This window comes from Nocardia bovistercoris, from assembly GCF_015674855.1.
GTDB lineage: Bacteria > Actinomycetota > Actinomycetes > Mycobacteriales > Mycobacteriaceae > Nocardia > Nocardia bovistercoris.
Genome location: NZ_JADMLG010000024.1, coordinates 12913 through 37864, shown reverse-complemented (window position 1 = coordinate 37864; position 24952 = coordinate 12913). Strand labels below are relative to the sequence as shown.

21 protein-coding genes are annotated in these 24952 nt (G+C 69.9%); 10 read left to right on the top strand and 11 right to left on the bottom strand.

Annotated features, from left to right (window positions below; genetic code table 11):
* Positions 1-21: 21 nt before the first annotated feature.
* Positions 22-1494, top strand: coding sequence for an Asp-tRNA(Asn)/Glu-tRNA(Gln) amidotransferase subunit GatA (gene gatA / locus IT779_RS34505; RefSeq protein WP_196153680.1), 1473 nt, complete (start codon positions 22-24; stop codon positions 1492-1494).
* 65 nt (positions 1495-1559) lie between these two features.
* On the opposite strand, the gene IT779_RS34500 is transcribed toward gatA, so the two are convergent.
* Entirely contained in the window at positions 1560-2288 is a 729-nt protein-coding gene (locus IT779_RS34500; RefSeq protein WP_196153679.1) for an NPCBM/NEW2 domain-containing protein, read from the bottom strand.
* Between the two features lie 243 nt (positions 2289-2531).
* On the opposite strand from IT779_RS34500, the gene IT779_RS34495 reads away from it, so the two are divergent.
* Positions 2532-3620: an SEFIR domain-containing protein gene (locus IT779_RS34495; RefSeq protein ID WP_198429258.1), complete on the top strand. Its 1089-nt coding sequence runs from the start codon at positions 2532-2534 to the stop codon at positions 3618-3620.
* Positions 3621-3628: 8 nt separating this feature from the next.
* On the opposite strand, the gene IT779_RS34490 is transcribed toward IT779_RS34495, so the two are convergent.
* Entirely contained in the window at positions 3629-4315 is a 687-nt protein-coding gene (locus IT779_RS34490; RefSeq protein ID WP_408637825.1) for an ANTAR domain-containing protein, read from the bottom strand.
* A 444-nt stretch (positions 4316-4759) separates the two neighbouring features.
* Here IT779_RS34490 and IT779_RS34485 point away from each other — a divergent pair, with 444 nt between their 5' ends.
* Genes IT779_RS34485 through IT779_RS34475 form a run of 3 tightly spaced genes read left to right on the top strand, consistent with a single transcriptional unit; the run spans position 4760 to position 8102 of the window.
* Positions 4760-6031, top strand: a complete 1272-nt coding sequence (locus IT779_RS34485) for a PP2C family protein-serine/threonine phosphatase (protein ID WP_196153678.1) — start codon at positions 4760-4762, stop codon at positions 6029-6031.
* A complete protein-coding gene (locus IT779_RS34480; protein WP_196153677.1) occupies positions 6028-7662 on the top strand; it encodes a sensor histidine kinase in 1635 nt (544 codons plus the stop codon). The genes IT779_RS34485 and IT779_RS34480 overlap by 4 nt, the downstream gene beginning before the upstream one ends.
* The gene (locus tag IT779_RS34475) at positions 7659-8102 is read left to right on the top strand and encodes a response regulator (protein ID WP_196153676.1); all 444 of its coding nucleotides are present in this window, start codon (positions 7659-7661) and stop codon (positions 8100-8102) included. Before IT779_RS34480 ends, IT779_RS34475 begins: the two co-directional genes overlap by 4 nt.
* A 25-nt stretch (positions 8103-8127) precedes the next feature.
* Here IT779_RS34475 and IT779_RS34470 read toward each other — a convergent pair whose 3' ends face one another.
* A complete protein-coding gene (locus IT779_RS34470; protein WP_196153675.1) occupies positions 8128-8478 on the bottom strand; it encodes an STAS domain-containing protein in 351 nt (116 codons plus the stop codon).
* Positions 8479-8735: 257 nt separating this feature from the next.
* On the opposite strand from IT779_RS34470, the gene IT779_RS34465 reads away from it, so the two are divergent.
* Complete coding sequence (locus IT779_RS34465; RefSeq protein ID WP_196153674.1) at positions 8736-9161, top strand: ATP-binding protein; 426 nt, start codon at positions 8736-8738, stop codon at positions 9159-9161.
* Entirely contained in the window at positions 9151-9933 is a 783-nt protein-coding gene (locus IT779_RS34460; RefSeq protein ID WP_196153673.1) for an RNA polymerase sigma factor SigF, read from the top strand. Before IT779_RS34465 ends, IT779_RS34460 begins: the two co-directional genes overlap by 11 nt.
* A 12-nt stretch (positions 9934-9945) precedes the next feature.
* Here IT779_RS34460 and IT779_RS38345 read toward each other — a convergent pair whose 3' ends face one another.
* From IT779_RS38345 to IT779_RS34435, 5 genes are all read right to left on the bottom strand, one after another.
* A complete protein-coding gene (locus tag IT779_RS38345; protein ID WP_232542372.1) occupies positions 9946-11514 on the bottom strand; it encodes an anti-sigma factor RsbA family regulatory protein in 1569 nt (522 codons plus the stop codon).
* 136 nt (positions 11515-11650) lie between these two features.
* The gene (locus IT779_RS34450) at positions 11651-12394 is read right to left on the bottom strand and encodes a chymotrypsin family serine protease (RefSeq protein ID WP_408637824.1); all 744 of its coding nucleotides are present in this window, start codon (positions 12392-12394) and stop codon (positions 11651-11653) included.
* Positions 12395-12443: 49 nt separating this feature from the next.
* Positions 12444-12890 (bottom strand): SRPBCC domain-containing protein, encoded by a 447-nt coding sequence (locus tag IT779_RS34445; RefSeq protein WP_196153672.1) that lies wholly within the window; start codon positions 12888-12890, stop codon positions 12444-12446.
* A gap of 21 nt (positions 12891-12911) precedes the next feature.
* Positions 12912-14393 carry an alpha/beta-hydrolase family protein gene (locus tag IT779_RS34440; protein WP_196153671.1) on the bottom strand — a complete coding sequence of 494 codons (1482 nt, stop codon included), beginning with the start codon at positions 14391-14393 and terminating at the stop codon, positions 12912-12914.
* A gap of 152 nt (positions 14394-14545) precedes the next feature.
* Positions 14546-15277, bottom strand: a complete 732-nt coding sequence (locus tag IT779_RS34435; RefSeq protein WP_232542371.1) for a hypothetical protein — start codon at positions 15275-15277, stop codon at positions 14546-14548.
* 578 nt (positions 15278-15855) lie between these two features.
* Between IT779_RS34435 and IT779_RS34430 the strand changes: the two genes are divergently transcribed.
* Together IT779_RS34430 and IT779_RS34425 are read left to right on the top strand one after the other, a co-directional pair.
* Positions 15856-17064: a sensor histidine kinase gene (locus tag IT779_RS34430; RefSeq protein WP_196153670.1), complete on the top strand. Its 1209-nt coding sequence runs from the start codon at positions 15856-15858 to the stop codon at positions 17062-17064.
* Positions 17065-17120: 56 nt separating this feature from the next.
* On the top strand, positions 17121-17786 hold the full coding sequence (locus IT779_RS34425; protein WP_196153669.1) for a response regulator: 666 nt from the start codon (positions 17121-17123) through the stop codon (positions 17784-17786).
* Positions 17787-17789: 3 nt separating this feature from the next.
* Here IT779_RS34425 and IT779_RS34420 read toward each other — a convergent pair whose 3' ends face one another.
* On the bottom strand, positions 17790-18662 hold the full coding sequence (locus IT779_RS34420; RefSeq protein ID WP_232542370.1) for a serine hydrolase: 873 nt from the start codon (positions 18660-18662) through the stop codon (positions 17790-17792).
* Positions 18663-18955: 293 nt separating this feature from the next.
* Between IT779_RS34420 and IT779_RS38985 the strand changes: the two genes are divergently transcribed.
* A complete protein-coding gene (locus IT779_RS38985) occupies positions 18956-21709 on the top strand; it encodes a serine/threonine-protein kinase (RefSeq protein WP_332839094.1) in 2754 nt (917 codons plus the stop codon).
* Between the two features lie 28 nt (positions 21710-21737).
* Here the strand turns inward: IT779_RS38985 and IT779_RS34410 are convergent, their stop codons facing one another.
* Positions 21738-24230: an FtsX-like permease family protein gene (locus IT779_RS34410; RefSeq protein WP_196153668.1), complete on the bottom strand. Its 2493-nt coding sequence runs from the start codon at positions 24228-24230 to the stop codon at positions 21738-21740.
* Positions 24227-24946, bottom strand: a complete 720-nt coding sequence (locus IT779_RS34405; protein WP_196153667.1) for an ABC transporter ATP-binding protein — start codon at positions 24944-24946, stop codon at positions 24227-24229. Before IT779_RS34405 ends, IT779_RS34410 begins: the two co-directional genes overlap by 4 nt.
* Between the last annotated feature and the right edge of the window lie 6 nt (positions 24947-24952).

Sequence of the window (24952 nt, the reverse complement as noted above, 5' to 3'; positions counted from 1 at the left end):
CGCGTACCCGGCGGTGGCGATATGAGCGATCTGACCACCCGCACCGCGGCGGAGCTGGCCGAGCAGATCCACGCGCGCGAGATCACCTCGGTCGAGGTCACCCGGGCGCACCTGGATCGAATCGCCGAGGCGGACGGCGAGATCCACGCGTTCCTGCACATCGGCGCCGAACAGGCGCTCGCCGCCGCCGCCGCGGTGGACACGGCGCTGGCCGACGGCAAGGCGCCCGCCTCGCCGCTGGCCGGGGTTCCGTTGGCGCTCAAGGACGTGTTCACCACCGTCGACGCGCCGACCACCTGCGCCTCCAAGATCCTGGAAGGCTGGGTTTCGCCCTACGACGCCACGGTCACCGAGCGGTTGCGGGCCGCGGGCATCCCGATCCTCGGCAAGACCAATATGGACGAGTTCGCCATGGGCTCCTCCACCGAGAACTCGGCATACGGCCCCACCCGCAACCCGTGGGACACCAGCCGCATACCCGGCGGTTCCGGCGGCGGTTCGGCCGCGGCGCTGGCCTCGCACCAGGCGCCGCTCGCCATCGGCACCGACACCGGCGGCTCCATTCGCCAGCCCGCCGCCGTGACGGCGACCGTCGGCACCAAACCCACCTACGGCACGGTCTCGCGCTACGGCCTCGTCGCCTGCGCGTCCTCGCTCGACCAGGGCGGCCCGTGCGGGCGCACCGTCCTCGACACCGCGCTGTTGCACGAGGTCATCGCCGGGTACGACCCGCGCGATTCCACCTCGCGCGACGTGCCGGTGCCGCCCGTGGTCGCCGCGGCCCGCGCGGGCGCGGCCGGTGACCTGCGCGGCGTGAAGGTCGGCGTGGTCAAGGAATTGCATTCCGACAGTTACCAATCCGGGGTGATCGCGTCCTTCGACGCGGCCGTCGCGGTGCTGCGGGAGCTCGGCGCCGAGGTGGTCGAGGTCTCGTGCCCGAACTTCGAATACGCGCTGTCGGCCTACTACCTGGTCATGCCGAGCGAGGTCTCGTCCAATCTGGCCCGCTTCGACGCCATGCGCTACGGCCTGCGCGTCGACGACGACGGCGCGCACAGCGCCGAGCAGGTCATGGCCGCCACCCGCGCGGCGGGTTTCGGCCCCGAGGTCAAGCGCCGCATCATGATCGGCACCTACGCCCTTTCGGCGGGCTACTACGACGCCTACTACGGTCAGGCCCTGAAGGTGCGCACCCTGATCACCCGCGATTTCGATCGCGCCTACGAACAGGTCGACGTGCTTGTCTCCCCGACGAGCCCGTTCACGCCGTGGAAGCTCGGTGAGAAGGTCGACGACCCGCTGGCCATGTACCTGTCCGATCTGTGCACGCTGCCAACCAACCTGGCCGGTCATCCGGCGATGTCGGTGCCGTCGGGACTGAGCGCGGACGACGGCCTTCCGGTCGGCCTGCAGATCATGGCGCCCGCCCTGGCCGACGACCGCCTCTACCGGGTCGGCGCGGCCTACGAGGCGGCGCGCGGCGCCATCGCCTGACGCGGGAGCAACCCCTTACCTGGAAGTGCTTGTCGGGTAAGGGGTTCGGCCCGGGAGGTGCGGTGTCAGCGTTTGCGGCCGGGTGCGGTCGCGCAGTGGACGCGGGGCCTGCCCCAGGCGTTCTTGGCGTCCTGGGACCGGCGGGTGTCGAGCAGGGTGAGGCGGACCGCGCCGGAGATGTCGAGGTCGACCTCGCGCGCGCCGTCGTTCATCGCCATCTCGGCGGTGTAGATCTCGCGATCGTCGGTCTTGATCACGAAGCGGCCGACACCGGCGGAGGACGACGATTCGGAGTCCTTGCCGATCCATGCGGAGAACCGGTCGCAGCCGCCGCCGATCGTCCAGGTGGCCTTGTTCATCGGATCGGAAGAACTCGACGGGTAGTAGCCGACGATGCTGCTCGGGAAGCTGGCGGCGCCGATGCGGATCGGGTCGACGGGGTCGAAACCGTTGTTCCAGCTGACGGATTGGTATTCGACCAGGTCGTACCAGCCGTCTGCGGTACGAGGTTCGGCGCTCGTCGTGCGGGTGGAGCTCGGGCTCGTGGAGGCGCCGGTCGTGCTCGTCGTCGACGTGCTCGTCGGCGTCCCGCTGGTTGTGGTGGCGGTTGTGGTGGTTGTCGTGGCGGGGGGCAGGGCGGGCGTTCGGGCGATCTGCGTCGCGCCGCCGGAGTCGTCCCCGGTGATGCGGTCGATGAACGACCACGCGCCGTCGATATTCGCCAAGGTGACGACGAGCAGCGTCGCCGCTGTGATCACGCCGATCCACAGCGGCTTCTTCTTGGCGAAGTTCAAGACGGACTCCAGTCCTCGTCGGATACGTGGGACGGCCGCCGATCGCGGTGGTGACACCTGGCGTACGCGCGCGGCCGGATCCATCGATACGGCAGGACTTCCCGGCTTGGCAACGGAATTGTCCGAAACCGCCCGACAATTCATTCGATCGAATTACACCGCCAGAGAATGTCGGTCGATACGGTGGGTTTCGGCGCACACCGCCGGTCCGGCCATCGGTCTGTGGAAAGGTATCGGGTGAACATGATCGACGAGTCGGAGACGATGGCGCGACCCGTTCTGCCCAACCCCACCGTATTCGTCTCGTACGCGCACGATTCCGACGCGCACAAAGAACATGTCGAGGAATTCTGCACATTCCTGCGCAGTGAGATCGGCCTCGACGTCGAACTCGACATCTGGGCGGCGTCGGGACGGCACAAGTGGTCGGACTGGGCGGTACGGCAGATCGGTTCGGTCGATTTCGTGCTCGTCATCGCCTCGCCGGAGTACCGGCGCAGGGCCGCGGGCGAGGTGCCGCCCGGTCAGGGCCGCGGGGTGCGGCTGGAGGCGGCCGTCATTCTCGATCAGCTCACCGAGAATCAGGACGAGGCGACCACGCGCTTCCTCCCGGTCGTACTGCCCGGCGGTTCGCTCGCCGATATCCCGCCTTTCCTGTTCCCGTATTCGGTATCACATTATGTGATCGAGGAATTCACGCGCGCGGGTGTGCAGGAACTGCTCCAGACCATCGACGGGGCGTCCCAGAAGTCGCGCCCGCCGCTCGGCACATACCACGGTCACGACCGGCAGCCTTCGGCGTCCGCGAAGTCCGGGGGCGCGCGGGCGAGTGCGCGCCCCGCCGACGCCCCGCAGGCCAACGCCGGTACGGGTCCGGCGGCGTCCCTGCTCACCGACGCGCTGCGCCCGGTCTCGCGCGGCAGCGATCTGCGGGAGACGAGCGCCGAGCTGAACGGCGTGCACTACGGCCACAGCATCGTGCACCGGTGCTCGTCGTTCTGCGGCGATCCGCGCAGCGCGGTCGAGTACAACATCGGCCGCGCCTACCGCCGCTTCGAGACCGTGGTCGGCGTCCTGGACGACGCCACCGACTCCCGTCAGGTCGGGTTCTTCCAGATCTTCACCGACGATGTCGCGCAGGAGCAGGTCCAGGTCACCCTCGGCGATCCGGTGACCCTGCGCTGCGACGTGTCGGGTGTGCTCCGGCTCCGGTTGGTCGCCTACCGGCCCGATACCGTCGGCAGCCCGCTGCTCGCGGGGATCGGGGCCGCGGTCGGGCGTTCGGCGAATCTGCCCGCACTGGCCTGGGGGAACCCCACGCTCTACCTGTAGGCCCGGGCCTACTGTTCCGGGCCCGGCGTGATGCGCAGGTGGGCGGTCAGCAGCAGGTGGTCGAACTGGGTCTGGGTGTGGGCGGCGGGGCCGGGCAGAGTGTTCAGATCGGCCATGATCTGGGCGGCGAGGTCACGCAGTTTGGTGTTGGTCTCCTGGGAACGCCAGCGCAGCACGCCGAACGCCTGGTCGGGAGAGATGCGATACACGTAGCGCAGCACGCCCTTGGCCTGTTCGATGGCGGCGCGGGCTTCGTGCAGGTCGGGCAGCGCCTCGTCCAGCGCTTCCTTGCGTTCCTGGTCGATGATCTCGGTGAGGTCGATGTAGAAACCGGTGGTGCCGACGATGGCGTCGTTCTCGATCAGGGTGTCGGCGACCACGATGACCTCGTGGGCGGCGCCCGATACGTCGATGATGCGGTGCCTGCTGCAGAACGCCTGGGAGTTAGTGACCGCGTCGGAGATCAGCGTGGCGACGTACTCGCGGTCGTCGGGGTGTTTGTGGGAGAGCAGCAGCTCCGTGGTTGGATGCGCCTCGCCCTTGGCGTAGCCGTGCATGGCGGCGACCTCGTCGGACCACTCCCACCGTTGGTCGGCGAAGCGGAAGTCGAATCGCCCCGCAGTCACCGGTACGCCGCCACGGATCTGCTCGGCGGATTCGGTGACGTCTCGGACGACGTGCTCGATTTCGGTCACCGCACGAGTATGCCCAAGTTGTCGAACTGCCTGCTAGTCGGGCCGCGCGCGAACGGCTGTTCGAACCACGAACAGGGTTCGCCGTGCGGTCGGCGGCGGCGACCGGATAGGCTACGTCAGCCCTTCACGGGAGTCTCGACTCCGAGGGGCGCCATTGATCCGGAAAGGCCGGGTAACAGGTGTTGCTAGACGGAACCACCGATACGGTTTCGAAGGAGTCGAGTTCGGCGTCCGCACCGGCCGAGCGGTCGTGTCGTCGGTGCGCGCGCCGCGCGGGTCCAGCCCCCGTGACGCGTCCGCGTGCGTGACCGACCTACTCCCGTCGCCGTTCGTCCGGGGTTGTCGCGACGCCCGCCGTCGCCCCGTCTCGGCGTCGGCGTCGCGGGGTCTGCCGCGCGCCGCGACGGTGAGTATCCATCGCTGGTCGAGAAGGAGATCGGTGCCATGCTGTCCGGGCGAGACGATGCCGTCGGCGGACTTCCCGCTGAGCTGTCCCGAACGGAGGGGACGCTGGATCACGGGGTGTGGCCGCTGCCCGAACCGCGCGTCCTGTTGGTCGAGGACGACGAGGGCGACGCACTGCTGGTCGAGGAACTCGTCGCCGATGGCGCGCCCGGTATCCGGCTGACCAGGGTGAGTTCGATCGCGGAAGCGTACACGTACCTGGCGGACGGCTTGCCCGACTGCGTGCTGCTCGATCTCAACCTGCCCGACGCGCACGGTCTCGACGCGCTGGCCGCCGTGCACGACTACGCCGAACATGTTCCCGTCGTGGTGCTCACCGGCCTCGACCAGGAACAGACCGGTCTGGCCGCGGTGGCCGCGGGGGCACAGGACTATCTGGTCAAGGGGCGGGTCGAACCCGAACTGTTCGGTCGCGCGGTTCGGTACGCGATCCAGCGCAAGCAGGTCGAGCTGGCCGCGGCGGCGCTGCGCACCAGCCGGATGCGCGCGGAGGAGAACGCGCGCCTGGAACGCGGCCTGCTGCCGACCCCGCTGTTGCGCGGGGAGCGGGTGATCGATGTGGTGTCGCGCTATCGGCCCGGCCGGGTCAGGGCGTTGCTCGGCGGGGATTTCTACGATGTGGTCCAGCACAGCGACGGCGCCGTGCACGCGCTTATCGGCGATATCTCCGGGCACGGCCCCGATGAGGCGGCGATCGGCGTCGCGCTGCGATTGGCTTGGCGCACACTGGTTCTCAGCGGCATCACGGGCACGCGCCAGCTGTCGCTGCTGGAGGAGGTGCTGCTGGCCGAACGCACCGGGCGGCGCACCTTCGCGACGGTGACCACGCTGGTGCTCGATCCGGCCCGCCGGACCGCCTCGGTGCTGCGGGCAGGCCATCACGGCATGTTCGTCTGCGACGCCGAAGGGGTGCGGATGGTCGAGGTGCCGGGCGGTCCGGCGCTGGGATTTCTTCCCGGACAGGCGCATTGGCCGCCGCAGGAGTTGTCGATGCCGGTCGGCGTCGGGCTGCTGCTGTTCACCGACGGACTCTTCGAGGGCCATATCGGCGCCGGACAGGAGCGCCTGGGCGAGCAGGGCCTGCTGCGGCTGGCCGGTGAACTGCGCGGGCACGGGCCGTCGGAGTTCGTCGACCTGCTGATCGAGCGGGCCGAGACGCTGGCGGCCGACCACGGCGGTCTGGCCGACGACGTGGCGGTGATGTTCCTGCGCTGGCATGTCGACGCCGCGACCGAGGACGGTGCGCGATGAACGCGCGGTCGAGGGAACTGGCGGGCCGGTTCACCGTGCAGGCGTGGTTCCAGATCGTGCTCGGCATCATGGCTCTGCTGGTGCTGGTGTGCGCGATCGTGGGGTCGGTGGTGATACTCCAGGGCAACCGGGTGGCCGATCGCCTGCTCGACGACGTGCAGCCCGCCACCGCCGAGGCATATCGCCTGCAGGCCGCGCTCATCGACCAGGAGACCGGTATCCGCGGTTACGCCATCACCGCAGATCCGCAGTTCTTCCAGCCGTATCTGCAGGGCAAACAGGACGAGGTGAAATCGGCGGCGCGGCTGCGGGAGTTGCTGGCCGACCGGGATCCGCTGCTCGAGGATCTGGCCGAGGTCGAGGCTTCCGCGCGGGCCTGGCGCGACGGGTACGCCGAACCGCTCGCGGCCACCGTGACGCCCGGTGCGCCGCCGCCGTTCGACGAGACCGCTTCGGCGCGCGGCAAGGATCTGTTCGACCTGCTTCGGATGCGTTTCACCGAACAGAACGACGGCCTCGCCGCGGCCAACAAGAACGACCGCGACGAGCTGACCAGCACCCGTTCGGTGCGTGACGGCGTGCTCGGCGGCATGATCGTGGCCTTCCTCGTGGCGAGTCTGGTGCTGATGACGCTGGTGCGCAGGCTGGTCGCCAAGCCGTTGAAGTACCTGGAGGATTCCTCACTGCGGGTCGCCGGTGGTGATTTCGAGCACGAGATCCTCGCGCACGGCCCATCCGACCTGGCCACCGTCGCCACGGCGGTGGAGAGCATGCGCCGCCGGGTGGTGGCCGAGCTGGCGGCCTCGCGCGTGCAGGAGACCAGGTTGGCGGAGCAGACGGCGAATCTGGACGCCCAGACCGTCGAGTTGCGCCGCTCCAACGCCGAGCTCGAGCAGTTCGCCTATGTGGCGTCCCACGATCTGCAGGAACCGCTGCGCAAGGTGGCCTCGTTCTGTCAGTTGCTGGAGAAACGCTACGGCGATCAGCTCGACGAGCGCGGCACGCAGTACATCGCGTACGCGGTGGACGGCGCCAAGCGCATGCAGGTCCTCATCAACGATCTGCTGACCTTCTCGCGGGTGGGGCGGGTCAGCGATCGGACGGTGTCGGTGGAACTGGACCAGATACTGGACAAAGCGTTGCAGAATCTGGGCGTCGCCATCGAGGACACGGGGGCGGTGGTCGAACGGCCCGAGCGGATGCCGCGGATCAGCGGCGACCCGACGCTACTGGTGATGTTGTGGCAGAACCTGATCGGCAATGCCGTGAAGTTCCGCGGCCCGGATCGCGCGCCGGTGATCCGCATCGCGTGCGAACCCGAACCCGGCGATCAGTCCGGTTGGCGATTCACGGTGTCCGACAACGGAATCGGCATAGCTCCGGAATTCGCCGACAAGGTGTTCGTGATCTTCCAACGCCTGCACAGTCGCGACGAATACAGTGGAACCGGAATAGGTTTGGCGCTGTGCAAGAAGATCGTCGAGTACCACGGCGGGCGTATCTGGCTCGACCCCGCCTACGCCGAGACGGGCGAAGGCACCCGCTTCGTCTTCACCCTGTTCGATCCGAACACCTCGGGCCAGGAGCGGACCGATTCCGACCAGACTTCCGACAAGGAGCTTTCCGCGTGAGCGAATCCGGTAGACCGATCGATATCCTGCTCGTCGAGGACGATCCCGGCGACGAGCTGATGACAAGGGAGGCGTTCGAGGACAACCGGATCGGCAACACCCTGCACGTGGCCCACGACGGAGAGGAGGCGCTCGACTTCCTCTACAAACAGGGCCCCCACGCCGAAGCGCCGCGCCCCGACCTGATCCTGCTCGACCTCAACCTGCCGAAATACGACGGCAGGCAGGTGCTGGAGAAGATCAAGTCCGATCCCGACCTGGCGCATATCCCGGTGGTGGTGCTCACCACGTCCTCGGCCGAGGAGGACATCCTGCGCAGCTACAAACTGCACGCGAACGCGTATGTGACCAAGCCGGTGGACCTGGATCAGTTCATCGCCGCGATCAAGCAGATCGACGACTTCTTCGTGCAGGTGGTGCGGCTGCCGCATCGGCGGTGAACACCGCGCGGCCGCCGCACCGCGCTCACTCGGCGCCGACGGCCCCGTCGACGGTGTCGAAGACGGCCAGCAACTTGTCCAGACCGGTCACCTCGATGGGGCGGCGCACCTGATCCGAGGCGACCACCCGCAACCCGCCCTTCGGGGCGGCCTCGGTGGCGACCAGCAGCACGCTCAGCCCGGCGGAGCCGAAGAATCCGACGCCGGACAGGTCGACCACGAGCACCGGCGGCTGCTCACGCAGCGCCTCGTCGATGGCCGATTGCAGCTGCGGGGCCGAGGCGACGTCGACCTCGCCGGAAACCGTGAGTACCTCGGTCGAGCGGATCGAGGTCCGCCGCACGTCGAGCAGCAAGTTCTTACCCTCCGCACTCATCGTGCCACCGCCGGTGCGCTGCCCATGTGGTGCTCGGGAACAACGCGCACATACCGTGCGCTCCGGGTCGCCAACACTGCACTACCTCCGCTGCCAGTCGAACCTCTGCCGAATCCGAATGCGGCGCAGAGGATGAACCTTCCAAGCAAACCTACCCGACTCGGGGCGGACATATGCCCCCGGTTCGCCGCGAAGGCCGGTCGGGTTATCCTGGCCGCTCCGGAAGCTCTTCATCTCGACGAGGCGGTAGGTAGGTTATGGCAGAGTGGACCACGGGCGCCGCGACCACGATCGAGGTGAAGGTGCCCGCGCAACTCGAGCAACTCGCCATGCTGCGCGCCCTGGTCGAAACGGTGGCCTTCATGGCCGATTTCGCCGTGGACGAGGTCACCGACATCCGGCTCGCCCTCGACGAGGTCGCCACCGGCCTGATCCTGGACGCCGCCCCCGACACCACCCTGGACTGCCAGTTCAGCTATTCCGACGCCACCTCCATGCACGTGCGGGTGTACGCGGTCTCCTCGGCCGCCAACCCGCCGAGCCAGGACAGCTTCGGCTGGCATATCGTGCGCACGCTCACGCGCTCGGTCGCCGCGACGCAGACCGAGTTCGACGCGGTGCGCCAGGGCTATCCCACCGTCGTCGACTTCGAGTGGGTGCGGGGCGGCACCGATGGCCGATAGACATTCCGGCACCGAGAGCTACGACAATCTGGAGCCGCTGTTCGCGCGGCTGGCCGAACTCGACCAGGACGGGCCGCAGCGGGAGGCCTTGCGCAACGACCTGATCGAGCGCTGCCTGCCGCTCGCGTCGAATATCGCGCGGCGGTTCTCGGGGCGCGGGGAGAACTTCGACGATCTGTTGCAGATCGCGCGCGTTGGCATGGTGCAGGCCGTCGACCGTTTCGACCCCACTTACGGCGCCTCGTTCCTGTCCTTCGCGGTGCCGACCATCATGGGCGAGGTGCGCAGGCATTTCCGGGATCACACCTGGGCGGTGCGGGTGCCGCGGCGGCTGAAGGAGATCCAGCAGACCCTCGGCCCCGCGACGGAGAAACTGACCCACGAACTCGGCCGGATGCCGCGCGCGCGGGAGATCGCCGAGGAGATCGGCGCCGAACTCAACGAGGTCACCCAGGCCCTGATCGCGCGCAACGCCTACCAGGCCGCGCCGATCGACCCCACGCCCGAGAGCGACCAGGACAACGCGCCGATCTCCGTGCTCGAGACCCTCGGCGCGCCGGATGCCAACTTCGGCTCGGTCGAGGACTATCTCGCGGTGCGCCCGCTCATCGAGGCGCTACCCGAACGGCAGCGCCAGGTGCTGATCTGGCGGTTCTTCGACTCGCTCACCCAGAGCGAGATCGCGCAGCGACTCGGCTGCTCCCAGATGCAGGTCTCGCGGATTCTCACCAAGACCCTCGCCTCGCTGCGCGAACAGGCCATGCGCGACTGATCGCGCACCGTCTCACAGCGCCATCATCGCGTACTGGGTTGTGCCTTCGGGGCCGGTGTGGGTGCGCACCAGATCGCAGAGCTGATGCACGAGCAGCAGGCCGCGCCCGCCGGGAACGCCGGGTTCGGGCGGTCGGCGTCCGGCCAGCGGGTCGGTCCATTCGCCGTGGTCGTGCACCGCGCAGATCAGGTGGGTGTCGTCGGTCCACATCCTGATGCGCACGGGTCCGACGCCGTGGCACAGGCCGTTGGTGGCCAGCTCGGTGACGATCAGTTCCAGGTCGGCGATCCGGTCGGCGTCGCCCGCCAACTCGCCCGCGTTGCGCACCGCCCAGCGGCGCGCGGTGGCGACGTCGGCGGATTCGGCCACCGTCAGTTCGGCCGCCTCGGCGGGTTCGGGAATCGGTTCGTTGTAGCGTCGCACGATCGCATCCGGGTCGTAGTCGGGGCTCTCGCGGCGGTGCTTGCCCTCCCACAGCTGTGGATGGGTCGCGGTGGCGTCTGCGATGGCTGTCGCGTCGAGTGTGGACAAATCGTAGGGGCACACGATGGTGAGATCGCGGCCGTCGAAGGCACGGTTGATGAGGGCCTCGTGCTGGACGCAGGCCGGGTATTCCATGGCGGTGCGGCCCGCCCACACCGGCTCGCCGACGATGCGCACGGGCGAGTCGGGATATTCGTCGGCGAAGGCGCGCAGCACCGTCGCGATGATGCGTCCCGGATTGCGGCCCGCCTGCTCCATATCGATCATGCGCACATCGCGGGCCGAGGAGCCGAGTGCGGCGCGCAGCAGGTCGAGCCTGCCGTTCGGGGCCGCGACGGCGACCGGTTCGCCCTGCTCGATGCCATCGAGCAGGAACGGAAGGAGACCGGCCACGTAGTCCTCGTCGCCGTCGTAGAACATCGCGGGGTGTCGGAACTCGCCACGTGTCGCGGTCATGCTGCTTCCGTGGCGATCGGGGGATGATGTCGCGCAGGCCACCGCATGGTCCCACCGTACCGACGGCGTTCGGGCGTCTCCCGTCGCGGGGCGGGTTCGCGCGCGTCGCTCGGTGACCGGTCCTCCGCCGCGGTGCACGACGCGGGGACCACGCCCGGCGGAACCGTTCGACGCGGTGTCGACCGGTAGCGGCGCGTTCGTCCGCGGTGCGTCGCGCCGCCAGTCGAATTCCACCCTGGTCGGATAGCCGGAGACGGTGATGTCGAACGGTTCGCGGGTGGCGGTCGCGTCGGTGGTGAGGGTCTGCACGATCCGCCAGCCGATATCGCGGCGGACCACGTCGGGTTCGGGCTCGGTCAACGCCGACGCGGTGACGGCCACCGTGAGTCGGTCGCGGTCGTAGGTGAACGCGCAGTCCAGATCCGAGCCGGGGACCGCGGTCACGATCAGCGCCGAGGCGACCTCGTTGAGGGCGAGCCGGATGTCGGCGATGTCCTCGGCGGTGTATTCGGCGTCCATCGATACCGCCTCGGCTACCGCCCGCACCAATCCGAGTCGCTCGCGGCGCGCGGGCAGCCGGATCCGTACGGTGGTCGTCTCGGCGAGGGTTCCCGAGTTCGGAAGGCCGGAGTTGGATCTCATCGACATTGCACCACCTCTGCGAGCCGGACCCCGGAAGGGGTTACGGGCCGGCGCCCGGCCGATAGCTGTTGATTGCATTGAAGATTCGGTCGACCGCTGGCGTGTTGCGGTCCGCGCGTCGGCCGATATCGGTTGGTTACCCGGGCGGGGTTGATCGAATCCCGCCGTCGTCGGTGACTCGTCGCACCTCGTGTTCGTCGGCCGCGACCGGGCGGAACCCGGCCCCGACGTCGGCTCGCGCGTTCAGATCGGCGGTGATGGCGTCGATGTCGGTGCCGACCTCGGGGCCGAAGCAGCCGATGCCGAGATAGGCGTTGACCATGCCGACCAGGCGCGTGCCGACCACCACCGGTGCGCCGGAATCGCCTTCGAGGACGCAGAGCTGGGTCCAGGTGTCGGCGGGGCGGCCCGCGAGGTCGCCCCAGGTGATCCCGCAGGTGGTGCCGGTGGTCCTGCCCTTCTTGCACACCACGGTCGGGAAGCTCGCCGCCGCGCCGGTGTCGAGGATGGTCAGCGCGCCGACCCGCGCCGACGGCCTGATCGCACCGGGAGCGAATTCGATGACGGCGTAATCCAATTCGTGATTCGTGTGGACGATACGACCGACCGTGCCCCGATTCGGCGCGGCGTCGGTGAGCACTTCGGCGCCCGGCTCGCCGCAGTGGCCCGCAGTCAGGCCGACGAGTCGGTCGGCGGCGTCGTAGCCGACCGTGGTGAGGGTGCAGCCGAACTGCCGATCGATCACGATGCCGGAACCACCGCCGACCGCGGGCGGTTGCTCGGCGGTGGCGGTGGCGGCGCAGACGGCGGTGGCGACCGCCGATATCGTGGCGGCGGCGCACAGGGCGGGCAGGGTCCGGATATCGGTTGGCGTTCGCACGCGGTGTCGGATGCCCTAGCGAATCGATGTCAAACGGTCGGTTATCGCGTCAGGCGGTGCGCAGGGATTCGGCGCGGCGCTGGATGCCCGCGGTCATGCCGTCGAAGCCGCGGCGCAGATTGCGGCCGAGGATCGCGGCGACCACGTGGCGCAGCCAGCCCTGGAGTTCGAAATGGGATTCGTAGCGGGTGCGGTGGTCGCCGACCGGGGTGACGGTGTGCGAGCGCAGGCTGCGCAGCGCGCCGAGCGGGGCGGGGCGCATGGTGTAGCTGAACTCGCGGCCCCGGGTGTTGCTGCGGATCCATTCGCGCTGGCGGCGCGGGGCCGATCCGGCGACGTGCACCAGCATGTCGATGGGGTCGCCGGGGGTGAGGCTGCTCTCGCAGCGGATGACGAACGGATTCCATTCCGGGTAGCGGGGCAGGTCGGTGATCACCTGCCACACGAGGTCGGCGGGTGCGTCGATGTAGACCGTCTCGGCGATGACATAGCCCATACAGGCAAATTAGAACAAGTTCTACATATCGGGCAAGGGTGGATCGGGGCAACCGCCGAGATCGGTCCCCTGATCGACGCCGTAGCGGTGGCCGTGCCCGCGCGGGGCGTCGAGGGCGGAGAGCAGGTCGGCGGTGGTCTGCACGAAACTCACCAGCGGCAGCCAGGGCGGTGCGGGCGCGTCGTGGCGCGTGCCGGTCAGGTCGGGGGCGCGCCACAGCAGTGCGGGCGACCAGCGCACCACCGGATCTGAACTGTTCGACAACACCGTCGCGCCGCCGCGATGGACCTCGCCCGCGGGCGGACCGGCCCACAGCACGGCGCAGGTGCGGCGGTCCTGATCGGTGTCGTCGGCGAAGATCGCGCTGCCGCCGAGCGCGCCGAGACTCTGGCCGTACACATAGAGGCGCGGGCGGTGCCCGAGCGTCTCGATCCGCCGCTCGACCGCCGTGAACAGGGCGCGCGCGGTCGAGATCGCGCGCTCGCGGCCGAAGACGAAGGTCATCCAACTCGGTGCGTAGGAGTACTGAACGCCGACCAGCGCGACATCCGCGCCGAAGCGGCGGGTGAAGCCCTCCGCCGCGGCGGCATCGATCCAGCCCGAGCCCGTCGGGACCGTGATCACCACATTCGAGCGCGCCAACCCGCCGGACGCCTCCAGTTCGCGCACCGCGAGCGCCACGCGGGTATTCAGGTCGGGGGCGGAATCGAGGCCGATGTAGGTCACGGTCGGGCCCGGCGGCGTCTGTGCGACGAAACGGCGTCCCTGCGCGCCCAGCGAGTCCCAGCGCACCGTCGACTCGACGCTGCCAGCGCGGTCGGGTGCATTCGGTGGTGCGACAGCGGGGTCGAAGGCGGCGTTGGCGTCGGCGTAGGCGGCGCGCCTGCCGTCGAGGAATGCGGGGCCCGCGTAGAGCTGGATGAGGAGCGCCAGTGCCGCGCCGATGGCGAGGGTGCGTGCGCGGCCGAGGCGTCGGAGTCCGCGGGCGATGCCTCGGGTCAGCGCCAGGCAGCCGCCGATCAGCAACGTCGCGCCGACGGCCCAGCGCAGCCAGTACCCCGCCCCGATCGGCGGCACGTCCATGGCGGCGCGCAACTCGTTCTGCCAGTGCCCGGCCGCGGTGGCCGCCGACGCCAGCAGGCACGCGGTGCCGAACGCCAGTGGGCTTCGGTAGCGGCCGTAGCGCTCGTTGATATCGAATCCGCTGCGGTGCAGCGCATATCGAATTGTCCCGGCCACCGCGAGGGCCGCGGTGACGGTCAGTGCGGTCAGGATCGCCTGTGCGCTCGGGGTCCGGGGAAGAAGATTGGGGGCCAACGAGATCAGCGTGCCGACGCCGATCGACAAGGTGGTGCCGATGCGGGGGCGCACCGCCGTTTCGGCGACGTTCGCGCCCGTATGCCCTGAGCTCCTTTCGGCTTCCGAGTCGGGGTTCGGCGGTTCGGTGTCGAGAGGGTCGGTGGACCGTTGGCGTGCGCGGCTGCCGGTTCGGGGTTCGCGCATCGGAGGTGCGGTGATGTCGGAGCGTGTGTGTCGTCGGCGCGAACCACCTTCGACCATCGGTGCGCCCGCGAAGGCGGTCGATGCGGCGCCCACGACGGAAACTCCCTGATCGCCGTGGGGCGAGCGGCGCCGATGGGCGGTGGTGTCGTCGATCATGCCCGCACCCGCACGGGTCGTGGCGCACCGGTGGCGGACGCGCGTGTGCGGCGGCGGAAGCCTGCGAGCGCGAGGATCGACCCCGTCGCGCCGAGGCCGAACGCCGCGAGCAGCGCGAGCAGACCGCCCGAGGCGAACGGGGTCTCGACCACCGGAGCGCCGTAGTGCTGGCGACGGGAGTTCAGATCAACTGCGGTGTCGGCGATTTCGGCCATGGTGAAACAGCCCGCGCGGCTCGTCTCGCCGACGCGGGTGTCGCAGGCGCCGCGCATCCGACGGTCGAAGGCCGCGTCGATGGCCTGCCGCGCCCACGGGCCGAGCGGTGCACCCGCACGGTCGGCGTAGCGCAACAGGTCGTACCCGAGATCGTGTGCCTTGCATGCGGTTTCGAATTCCGAAGGCAGCGGTACGGGGGACGAGCAGTCGCCGCCGGGGTTCACGAGCAGACCGTCGACGATCTCGGGCAGATACCCGGCGGACTCCACGAAGTCCGTGGGCAGCGTGATCCGCACGGCGCCGCCGGTGAGGTCGGCGACCGCCGCCGCGACGGTCGGATTCTCGGGCGCGACTCGAACCGCTTCGGCAGGCGGCGCGAACCCGACGGTGCAGGCCATCGTCGAGATGGCCACCGCGATCACGGCGGCCGTCCGGCGCACCGCCACCTGCCCCGCCGCACCATGGCCCGTTGTGGTCGCTTCGCGCGAAGTCGCGGTGTCCTGTCCGGCCAACGCATGAGGGGAGGTTGTCGAGTCATCCGCGGGTACAGCGTCGTTCGAGCTTGCCGCGCCGATCGCCGTCGCGTCGTACCGGTGCGGCGAACGCCCGAACACAGCGGCGTCCGACCGGGTTCGCGCACCCCGGCTCGACGGCGAATCCACCGGACAGGTGCGAATCGGCGCGACCCGGGGTGCGGACGCTGTCCGTGACCTGTTCGAGGCTGCGGAGCGGGTCGGGGGTGAGGCGGCATTGTCGGCCGGAGTCCGCGCCGTAGTGCGGGCCGGTGTCGGGGATGTGCCGCGGTTCGCGGGCCGGATCGGTTCGGGTGAGAACTCGGGTTGGGCGGCCGGATGGCGACGTGCACCGTTGGCGGCCGAAGCGGCTCGTCCGGTTGGTCGGCGGGCGGTGCTCGGGATGCTCATGGTGGTCGACGCTAGGAATCGGGGGTGCTCGTTCGCGTCCCGCCGGAGGTCGGTTCCGGGCGCACCGCGGCGGGGGAGCGTCGGCTGCTTCTCACCCTCCGGTACCGGGGTGGAATTCACCCGTCGGTATGAGGTGGTGCGGGGACGCGGTTCCTACTGTCGTAGGCATGGACCGACAACGCCGCACTCTCTTCCGCCCGAACTCCGCGCGACTGTGGGTCGACCTGGGCGCCGTCGTCGTGGCGTTCATCCTGTACTCGATCTCGTGGCCGACGCTGCACGTCACCCACGCGGTGCCGGTGGCCCTGCAGCCGTTCATCGCCGCGCTCGCCGCGTTCCCGGTGGTGCTGGTGCGGGTGAACCCGGCGCTCGGCTGGGCCATTTCGGCGGGGTCTGCGCTGCTCATCGCCTTGGCGATACCGCATCAGCCGCACAGTGCGATCCCGTTCCAGGTGGTGCACATCCTGTCGCTGATCGTGCTTCTGTTCGCGGTGGCCTTGCGGGCCGCGCCGCAGATCGTGGTCGTCGCGTGGGTGGCCACCTCGCTACTGCTCGCCACGGCCATGGGCGATGGCGTGAGCACGGCGTGGGGGTGGCCGATCGGCATGGCGGCCGTGGTGCTGGTGGCGCTGCTGATCCGCTGGCTGGTGTCCTCGCGGGCGCAACTGCTGCGGCAGGAGGAGCAGAACGAGTTGGAGCGAGCCCGCCGCGCGATCCTGGAGGAGAAGGCCCGCATTGCCCGTGACCTGCACGATGTCGTGGCCCACCACATGTCGCTCGTGGTGGTGCAGGCGCAGACGGCGCCCTACCGGGTCGAGGATGTGAGTCCGGCCGCGCGCGCCGAATTCGATTCCATCGGCGCCACCGCCCGCGAGGCGCTCAACGAGATCCGGGGCATGCTCGGCGTGCTGCGCAGCGACGGTCAGCTCCCCGAGCACGCGCCGCAGCCGAAGGCCGCCGATGTGCTCGCGCTGTTCGAGGGGGCGCGGCGCGCGGGCGTCGGCATCGAGTGGACCGTGTCCGGCGACCTGGGCGCCGTTCCCGAGACCACCGGACTCGCGCTGTACCGGATCGTGCAGGAGTCGTTGTCGAACGCGTCGCGGCACGCGCCGGGCGCGCCCGTGCGGGTCGTGCTGGAGTGCGGGATCGATCTGCGGGTGCGGATCACCAACGCCGCCGCCGACACCCCCGCTCGCGCGGTCGGCAACGGTGGGCACGGTGTCGCCGGCATGCAGGCCAGGGCGTTGGCGGTCGGCGGCGAACTGACCGCGGCCGCACGGCCGGACGGCGGTTTCGAGGTCGACGCGCGCCTGCCGCTGTCCGCCGACCCCGCCGCATCGGCGCTCGACCCTGCCGCCGCCCGCTCGGCGGGGTGAGGCGATCGCCAGGGCGGACAGGGGAATTCGCGCGCGCCGGAACGTAGGCTGAGCCGGTGCCCATTACGGTTTTGATCGCCGACGACCAGGCGATGGTGCGCCAGGGTTTCGGCGCCTTGCTCGCCGCCCAGCCGGATATCAGCGTCGTCGGCGACGCGCCCGACGGCAAGGTCGCGGTGTCGGAGGCCAAACGGCTGCGCCCGGACGTGGTGCTCATGGACGTACGCATGCCGGAGATGAACGGACTCGACGCCGCGCGCCACATCCTGGCCGCGGGTTTCGATCCGCCGGTGCGGGTGCTCATGCTCACCACTTTCGACATCGACGACTACGTGTACGAGGCGCTGAGTCTCGGTGCGAGCGGATTCCTGCTCAAGGACGCGCCCGCCGAGGAACTGGTGCGGGCGGTCCGGGTGGTCGCCGACGGTCAAGCCCTGCTCGCGCCGACCGTGACCCGCAGGCTCATCGCCGATGTCACCCGCCGCCGCACCGCCGCGCGCGCCAAGCCCGCGCCGGAACTGGCCGCGCTCACCCCGCGCGAGCGCGAAGTGCTGGAACTGATCGCCAAGGGCATGTCGAACACCGAGATCGCGGACAGCCTGTTCGTGGCCGAGCAGACCGTGAAAACCCATGTGTCCAAGGTGTTCTCGAAGCTGAATCTGCGCGACCGCGCGCAGGCGGTTGTGCTCGCCTACGAATCGGGGCTCGTCACGCCGGGCTGAGCGTCAGCGCGCGCACTTGCCGCCGCGCAACTCGTCGAGGTGGCGGGTCAGGAGCCGGGCAAGCCGGTTCAGCATCAGCGTGCCGTCGTCGTAGGTGCCCGACTCGGCCTGAGCGGCGAACGCGATGGCCACCTTGCCGGACGCCGTCGGCACCAGCCCGAACTGGCGGACCAGGTAGACGCCGGTGTCGTCGTCGGGTCCCCAGCCGCCTTTGAACTCGGCGCCATCGATGGTGCCCAGGCCCCAGCCCTGTTCGGGGGTGATCTCGCCCATCAGCTTCGTCACGTCGTCGGTGTCGCGCAGGCACGGCAGTTTCGAGGCGAAACGGACCTGTTCGGTGAGCGTCCACTCGGTGGAACCGAACGAGGTGTAGTCGAGGGTGGTCTTCGGACCCGCGACGCCGGTGCTGCGGTCACCGGCCTCGTCGAGGACGTTCTGCACGGCCTGCGCGGCTTCCAGGCCGTCGCCGAGGGACTGCCACAGCTGTTCGGCGGCGTCGTTGTCGGAGACCGTGATGGCCGCCTCCGCCGCGTCGAGGGTCGCTTCGCGGTCGTGGCGCAGCGCGGCGATGGCCAGCGGCACCTTGATCGTCGACCACGCGATACCCGTGGTCCAGTCGCCGAACACCGTCATGCGGCCGCCGCCGACCGGCATGATCGCCATCCCGACCTCGCCGCGCAGCGACGGCTGCAACTGTGTGAAATCTGCGGCCAGTGAGTCGGGCATACCGCCCGACCAGTGCGAGCGCTTCCCGTCGCCGGTGTCGATGAGCACCGTTGGCGCGCTGCTCGCCTCGTTGTGCTGCGGCAGCAGGGCGCAGGAGGCGACGGCGAACATCACGAGCAGGGCGACCAGGCGCAGCATCGTGCGAAGCATGTGAACCGATCCAGCCACTCTCACCGCCGTGTCCTCCCCAGCACTTCCTGCCATCTCACAACAGTTTCGCCGATCTTCGCGGAGAATTCGAAATCCGGTGGTAATACCGCCACCGGGTAGGCTCGATACGCGTCCCCGCGCGGGCGCATTCTCCTTTCACGACCAGGGGGACGCCGTGCTGATCGGCTCACCGGGGCCGGGCCGTCCCGCGATCTCGGATCGCAGGCGCGCTCGCACACCGCCGCGCGGTCGCTACGCTCATCGTGACAGCCGGTTCACGGAAGGGGGCGACGGTGCTGAGCAGCGGTGAGGTGTTCGCGGGCTACACCGTCGAACGCCTGCTCGGGCAGGGCGGCATGGGGTCGGTGTACCTGGCCAGGCATCCGCGTTTCTCCCGGCAGACCGCGCTGAAGCTGCTCAATCCGGAACTGTTCACCGACGCCGAGGTGCGCGCCCGCTTCGAACGCGAGGCCGATCTCGTCGCCCAACTCGATCATCCCGGCATCGTCACCGTCTACGATCGCGGCTCCGAGAACGGTCAGCTGTGGATCGCCATGCAGTACATCGACGGGGTCGACGCGGCCGCGGTCAACCCGATGACGCTGCCGCCCGAACGCGCGGTGCAGATCATCGAGGGGGTCGCCGACGCGCTGGACTACGCGCACGGCATGGGTGTGCTGCACCGCGATGTGAAACCGGCCAACATCATGCTGGCTCGCGCGTCCGGCGGGCAGAAGGAACGGGTCTTCCTCACCGATTTCGGCATCGCCCGACTACGCGAGGACTCCACCCACCTGACCCAGACCGGCATGTTCACCGCGACCCTCGCCTACGCCTCGCCCGAGCAGATGACGGGCGGTCACCTCGACCCGCGCACCGACCAGTACGCGCTCGCCTGCGCGTTGTACTGGCTGCTTGCCGGCGTCGGCCCCTTCGATGCCGACAATCCCGCCGACATCATCACCGGCCACCTGCAACTGGCCCTGCCGCCGCTGGCGGTGCGCCGCCGCGGCCTGAATCCGGCGCTGGACGCCGTGCTCGCCGCGGGCATGGCCAAACTTCCCGCATACCGGTACAGCTCGTGCACCGAATTCGCCGCTGCCGCCCGGCACGCGCTCACCACGACCAGCGGGCCACGCATACCGCCCGCGCCCGCCTATCCCGCACCCTATCCGCCCCCGCCGCAACAGATTCCGCACCCCGCCTACCGGCACCCGCCGAACCCGGCACCACCCGGTTACGCACCGCCCCAGCCGCCCCCGGCGCAGCCCGGGTACCCGCCCGCACCCGGATACGCCGCGCCCGCGGGATATCCGGCTCCCGCACCGGTCGTTCCCGCCCCGCAGCCGATGGGTCCCGTTGCGGCGCCGGGTGTTCCGGGCAGCGCGGGGGAGCAGGTCTCGGCGCAGCCGCCGCAGCCGGGCGCGAGCGCCGCGGGGAGAGAGGCCGACCGAATCGCGGCGCAGGAGGTTCCGCCCGCACAGCCGGACGCTCGCGCCGACGGGACGACGTCGGCCTTCACCGTGGAGGTGTCGGGGCCGCGTTCGGCGCCGAACGACCTGACCGATGATTCACCGCGCCGCGCGGGAGTGGATCTGGTCAAGCGGCCCGCCGACGGGTCGTCGGGCGGTGCGTCTTCGGGAATGTCGGTGCAGGACAGTCGAACTCGTGTATTCGGGGTCGTGTCGACCGCCGGTGGGATCGGCGGCGACGAGTCTCGGGCGGCCGGTGGTGACGCGGGTGCGGCGGATGCGGTCGATATCGGGCAGCATGCCGCCGGAGCCGGTACGGCTGATGCGTCCGCCGTGGAGAGCACCGAGTGGGACCGAGGCGAGGATCCGCGCGAACGGCACAGCTCCGCGCCCGTGGTCGACTCCGCGGCGGCGGGCGCGGGTTCCTCGGAAGGGCAGGACCGTGCCGCCCGCGACGAGCGCACCGACGAGGCGGCCGAGCGGCTCGGGCGTACGGTTCGCGATGAGCGTGCCGACGCTGGGGCGGATGGATGTGATCGCGCGGCCGGGAGCGAGCACGCGGCGGTAGGAGAGGGCGACCGCGTCGTTGGCGGGCAGCGTATCGAGGCGGCCTCGGCGGCTCCTGCGAACGCTTCCGTGGGCCCGGCGGAAGCGGTGCGTGGTGGGCTCGGCCCCGAGGTGAGCGGGCCGGACGCGCGAACGGTGAGTGTCGAGACGACCGGGCCGGGTGGGTCGGGGTTCGCGGCGGGGCCGAACGGGGGCGGGTACGGCCCGCCGCCGTCGGGTCCCGGTTATCCGCCGGGGTACGGCGGTGCGGCGCGGGGCGGGCGGCCCGCGGGGGCCTTGATCGCGATGGTCGCGGCGGGGGCGGCGGCCGTGCTGTTCGTGGCGATGGGGTTGGTCGCGGTCCTGGTGCTCGGTGACGAGGAGGGTGGCGATACCGCCGCGTCACCGGTCGACGCTTCGCCGACCGTGAGCGGTCCTATGGCACCGACCGCGAGCGGTCCCCTGTCGCCGACCGCGAGCGGTCCTCGGTCGGCGACCAGGACCGACGAGGACACCGAGCGGTTGAACGCGAGCAGGCGTGCCTTTCCTCGCCTGCTCCCGCAGCTGCCCAACGCGCGCGTGGGCTATCAGGGCGCGGAGTGCGGGAATTACCGGAACACGGGCGGTTTCGAACCGAGGGAGGAGGCGCTACGCGGCACGCCGTGGACTATCGCGTGGGATTGCGAGCGCATCATCAACGATTCGACGCACATGACCTTCACCATCCTCGGCTACGATTCGCCCGAAGAAGCCGAGGCCGTGGCCGACAGCCTGCCCGCGCTGAGCCGGGTCGAAGGGGTCAAGAACGGCGTCGAGTACACCCGGTACTCCTGGATCGTGTCCGACCCGCCCGGCCCGCTCCAGCCGTACTACTACACCGCGAAGACGGTGATCGGCTTCCCGGACGACCCGCAGCACGCCCGGTACCTGATCTCGGTGACCCACCACGGCACCTCACGACACTCGCAGTCGGTGCAGCCGTCGGCCGACGTCGACATCGCGGACTGGTGGAACCAAGCGCCGCTGTGACCTCGCGTCGGCCGACGGTGGCAGGCCGTCAGTCCACGGCCAGCGCCGACACGATCGGCATGCGCGCGGCGCGCACGGCGGGCGGGATGGAGCCGAGCATGGCCAGGATCAGCGCGGCGGCGCCGTAGACCAGGATCAGCGGGCTCGGCCGGTAGACGATATCGATGGTCATCGCGTGTCCGATCGCCACCGTCGCCAGGTACTGCACGATGGTTCCGACGATCAGACCCAGTGTGGCGCCGACGATTCCGATGCCCGCGGCTTCGGCGAGCACGGAGCGGAGCAGGAATCGGCGGATGGTGCCCATGGCGCGCAGCACGCCGAGTTCGCGGCGCCGTTCCAGCACCGAGAGCATCAGTGTGTTGAGCAGGGCGACGGTGGAGACCAACACCACGATCCACAGGATGGCGGTGCTCAGGGCCGAGCCCTGGCGCACCCCGGAGGAGATCGCGACCACCGCGTCGCGTCCGGTGTCGACGTGCATGTCGGGCGGTGAGATCGCGCGGATCTCGTCCATCACGGCCGGTATGTCGGCGCCGGGGGCGACCTCGACCGCGAGCAGCGTCTCACCCGGTCGCTGATACCAGGCGCGCAACTGGTTCAGGTCCATCACGATGACGCCCGCGATGACGCTCAGGTACGGGATGACCCCGACCACCTCGACCTCGCGCACCCCGGTCGGCGTCGGCAGCCGCACCGTCGAGCCGGGACCGACGTCGAGGGATCGCGCGACGTCGCGGGAGACGACGACGCCGGTTCCGTCGGTGAGCCGGGGCAGCCACGCCGGGTCGACATCGCGGATGTCGACGTCGGGATGGTCGGTGGCGTAGCCCTGGAGCATGATCCGGCCGCTGCCGAGTGTCGCGAACGCCATCTGCGCGGGCACGGCCTCTTCGACGCCGGGCAGTTGCGCGATCCGCGCACCCAGGTCGGCGGGCAGCAGCGGACCCGTCGGAAACTGTTCCATCGCACTGGGACTCACGAAGATGTCGGTGCTCTCCAGATCGTCGAATCCGGCGGTGGCCGAGTCGACCAGATTGCTCGACGCCCCGCCGACCGCGACGGTGGCGGCGACGCCGATGAGCACGGTCATCGCGGTGGCCCACACGCGGCGCGGCGCGCGCTCGAGCGTGGTCGACCCGAGTGCGCCGGGCGCGCCGAAAACGCGGGCGATGGCGGCGGTGGCGCGCACGAGCGGGCCGGTGGCCGCGAAGCAGATCAGCACGGACGCGGCCAGTGACGTCGAGATGGCGGCCAGCGAGATCCGGCCGAGATCGGTTTCCGCGAGGTAGACCGACGCGAACGCCAGCGCGGTGCCCGAGGTGATGGCGACCACGCGCAGCAGCGGGCTCGCGGTGTCGGCGCTGCCGACCCCGACGGGGGTGAGCGCTTCGATCGGCTCGACCTTGTACACCTGCCGCGCGGCCACCGCCGAGGCGATCACACTGGCCGCGAGACAGGCCGTGATCGCGACCGGTATCGCGTACCACGGCACCATGTATTCGGTGCGCGCCTCGACCGACTGCATGATGGCGGCGGGCAACTTGTCGATGGCGAATCCGCCCATGAACATGCCGAGCGCCGCGCCGACCGCACCCCCGAGCAGACCGAGCACCGCGGCCTCGACGAGCAGGTCGCGCACCATCGGCCCGCGTTTGCCGCCGATCGCGCGCAGCATCGACAGCATCGGCCTGCGTTGGGCCACCGCCATACTCATCGCGTTGTAGATGAGGAAGGCCGAAACGATCAGTGCGGCCGCCGAGGACATCAGCGTCGAATAGCGCACGATCTGGATCGCGCCGCCCGCCTGGGCGGTGCGCAGACTCGGGTCGGCCACCACGGCGCGTCCGTCGACGGCGGCGGTCAGATCCTTGCGCAGGGTTTCCACGTCGGCGCCGGGGGCGGGGATGATCTGCACGGAGTCGATCCGCCCGGCGCGGTCGGTGAGCTTCTGCGCCAACGGCAGCGGCGCGGCGACGATGTGCCCGCTGTTGAGCTGGTCGGAGGTCTTCGCGTCGAGCACCGCGGCCACGGTGACCGTGCCGGATCCGAGGGGGAAGGTGTCGCCTTCGGCGTGGCCCATCGCCGCGCCGACCAGCACGCCGTTCGGCGTCGACAGCAGTTTCACGACCTTCGAGGTCATCGGACCCGCCAGGTCGCCGCCCAGCGCGGCGATGCCGGTGTCGGCGCCGATGAGCAGGGCGCGGTCGGCGCCGCTGCCGAGTTGGGCGCGCACCATGGGCACCGCCGTCTCGACGCCGGGAGTGGCCGCGATCACCGGAAGCAGTGACTGCTCGAATCCGGCGTCGGTGATGCCGGTGATCTCCAGTTGGGCGCGCCCGCCGAGCGCGGAGGTGAGTTTGTGCACCGATCCGGTCACCGAACCGGAGATGCTGAGCACCGCGACCAGCAGCGCCGCCGACACCGCCATCACCGACAGTGACATCAGCGAGCGCCCGCGGTGGGCGAGCAGTTCACCGATATTGAACAGCCGCAATCGGTCCCAGGCCGCGCGGATCACGCGTGCACCGATCCCGCGCCGGTCCGGTCGACGCGGTCGTCGGAGCCGATACGCCCGTCGCGCAGGGTGATCACCCGGTCGCTGTATTCGACCGCGCCCATGTCGTGGGTGACCATGACCACCGCGTTGCCGTTGCGCGCGATGTCGCCGAGCAGTTCCAGGATGGCCGCGCCGGTCTTGGAATCCAGGTTGCCGGTGGGTTCGTCGGCCAGGATCAGCGGCGGATCCATGATGAGCGCGCGCGCCACCGCGACGCGCTGCATCTGCCCGCCGGACAGTTCGGCGGGACGGTGCGCGGCGCGGTCGGCGAGACCGACGCGTTCGAGCAGTTCCATGGCGCGCGGCTTGGCCTTGCGCAAACCCGTGCCGTCCAACAGTTTCGGAATGGCCACGTTCTCCCACGCGGTGAGGGTCGGCAGCAGGTTGAAGAACTGGAAGACGAAACCGACCTGATGCCTGCGGAATTCGGATTGCCGCTGCTCGTCGAGTGCGCCGATCTCCTGACCGCGGAAGCGAATCGACCCGGAATCGGGGCTGTCCAGCGCACCGAGCAGATGCAGCAGGGTGCTCTTGCCGGAACCGGACGGCCCGATGATCGAGGTGAAGTCACCCGCCTCGATGCGCAGATCGATGCGGTCGAGGGCGCGCACCGATTGCGTGCCGATCCGGTAATCCTTGACGATATCGGTCAATTCGAGCATCGCGGTGTCCGACATATCGTC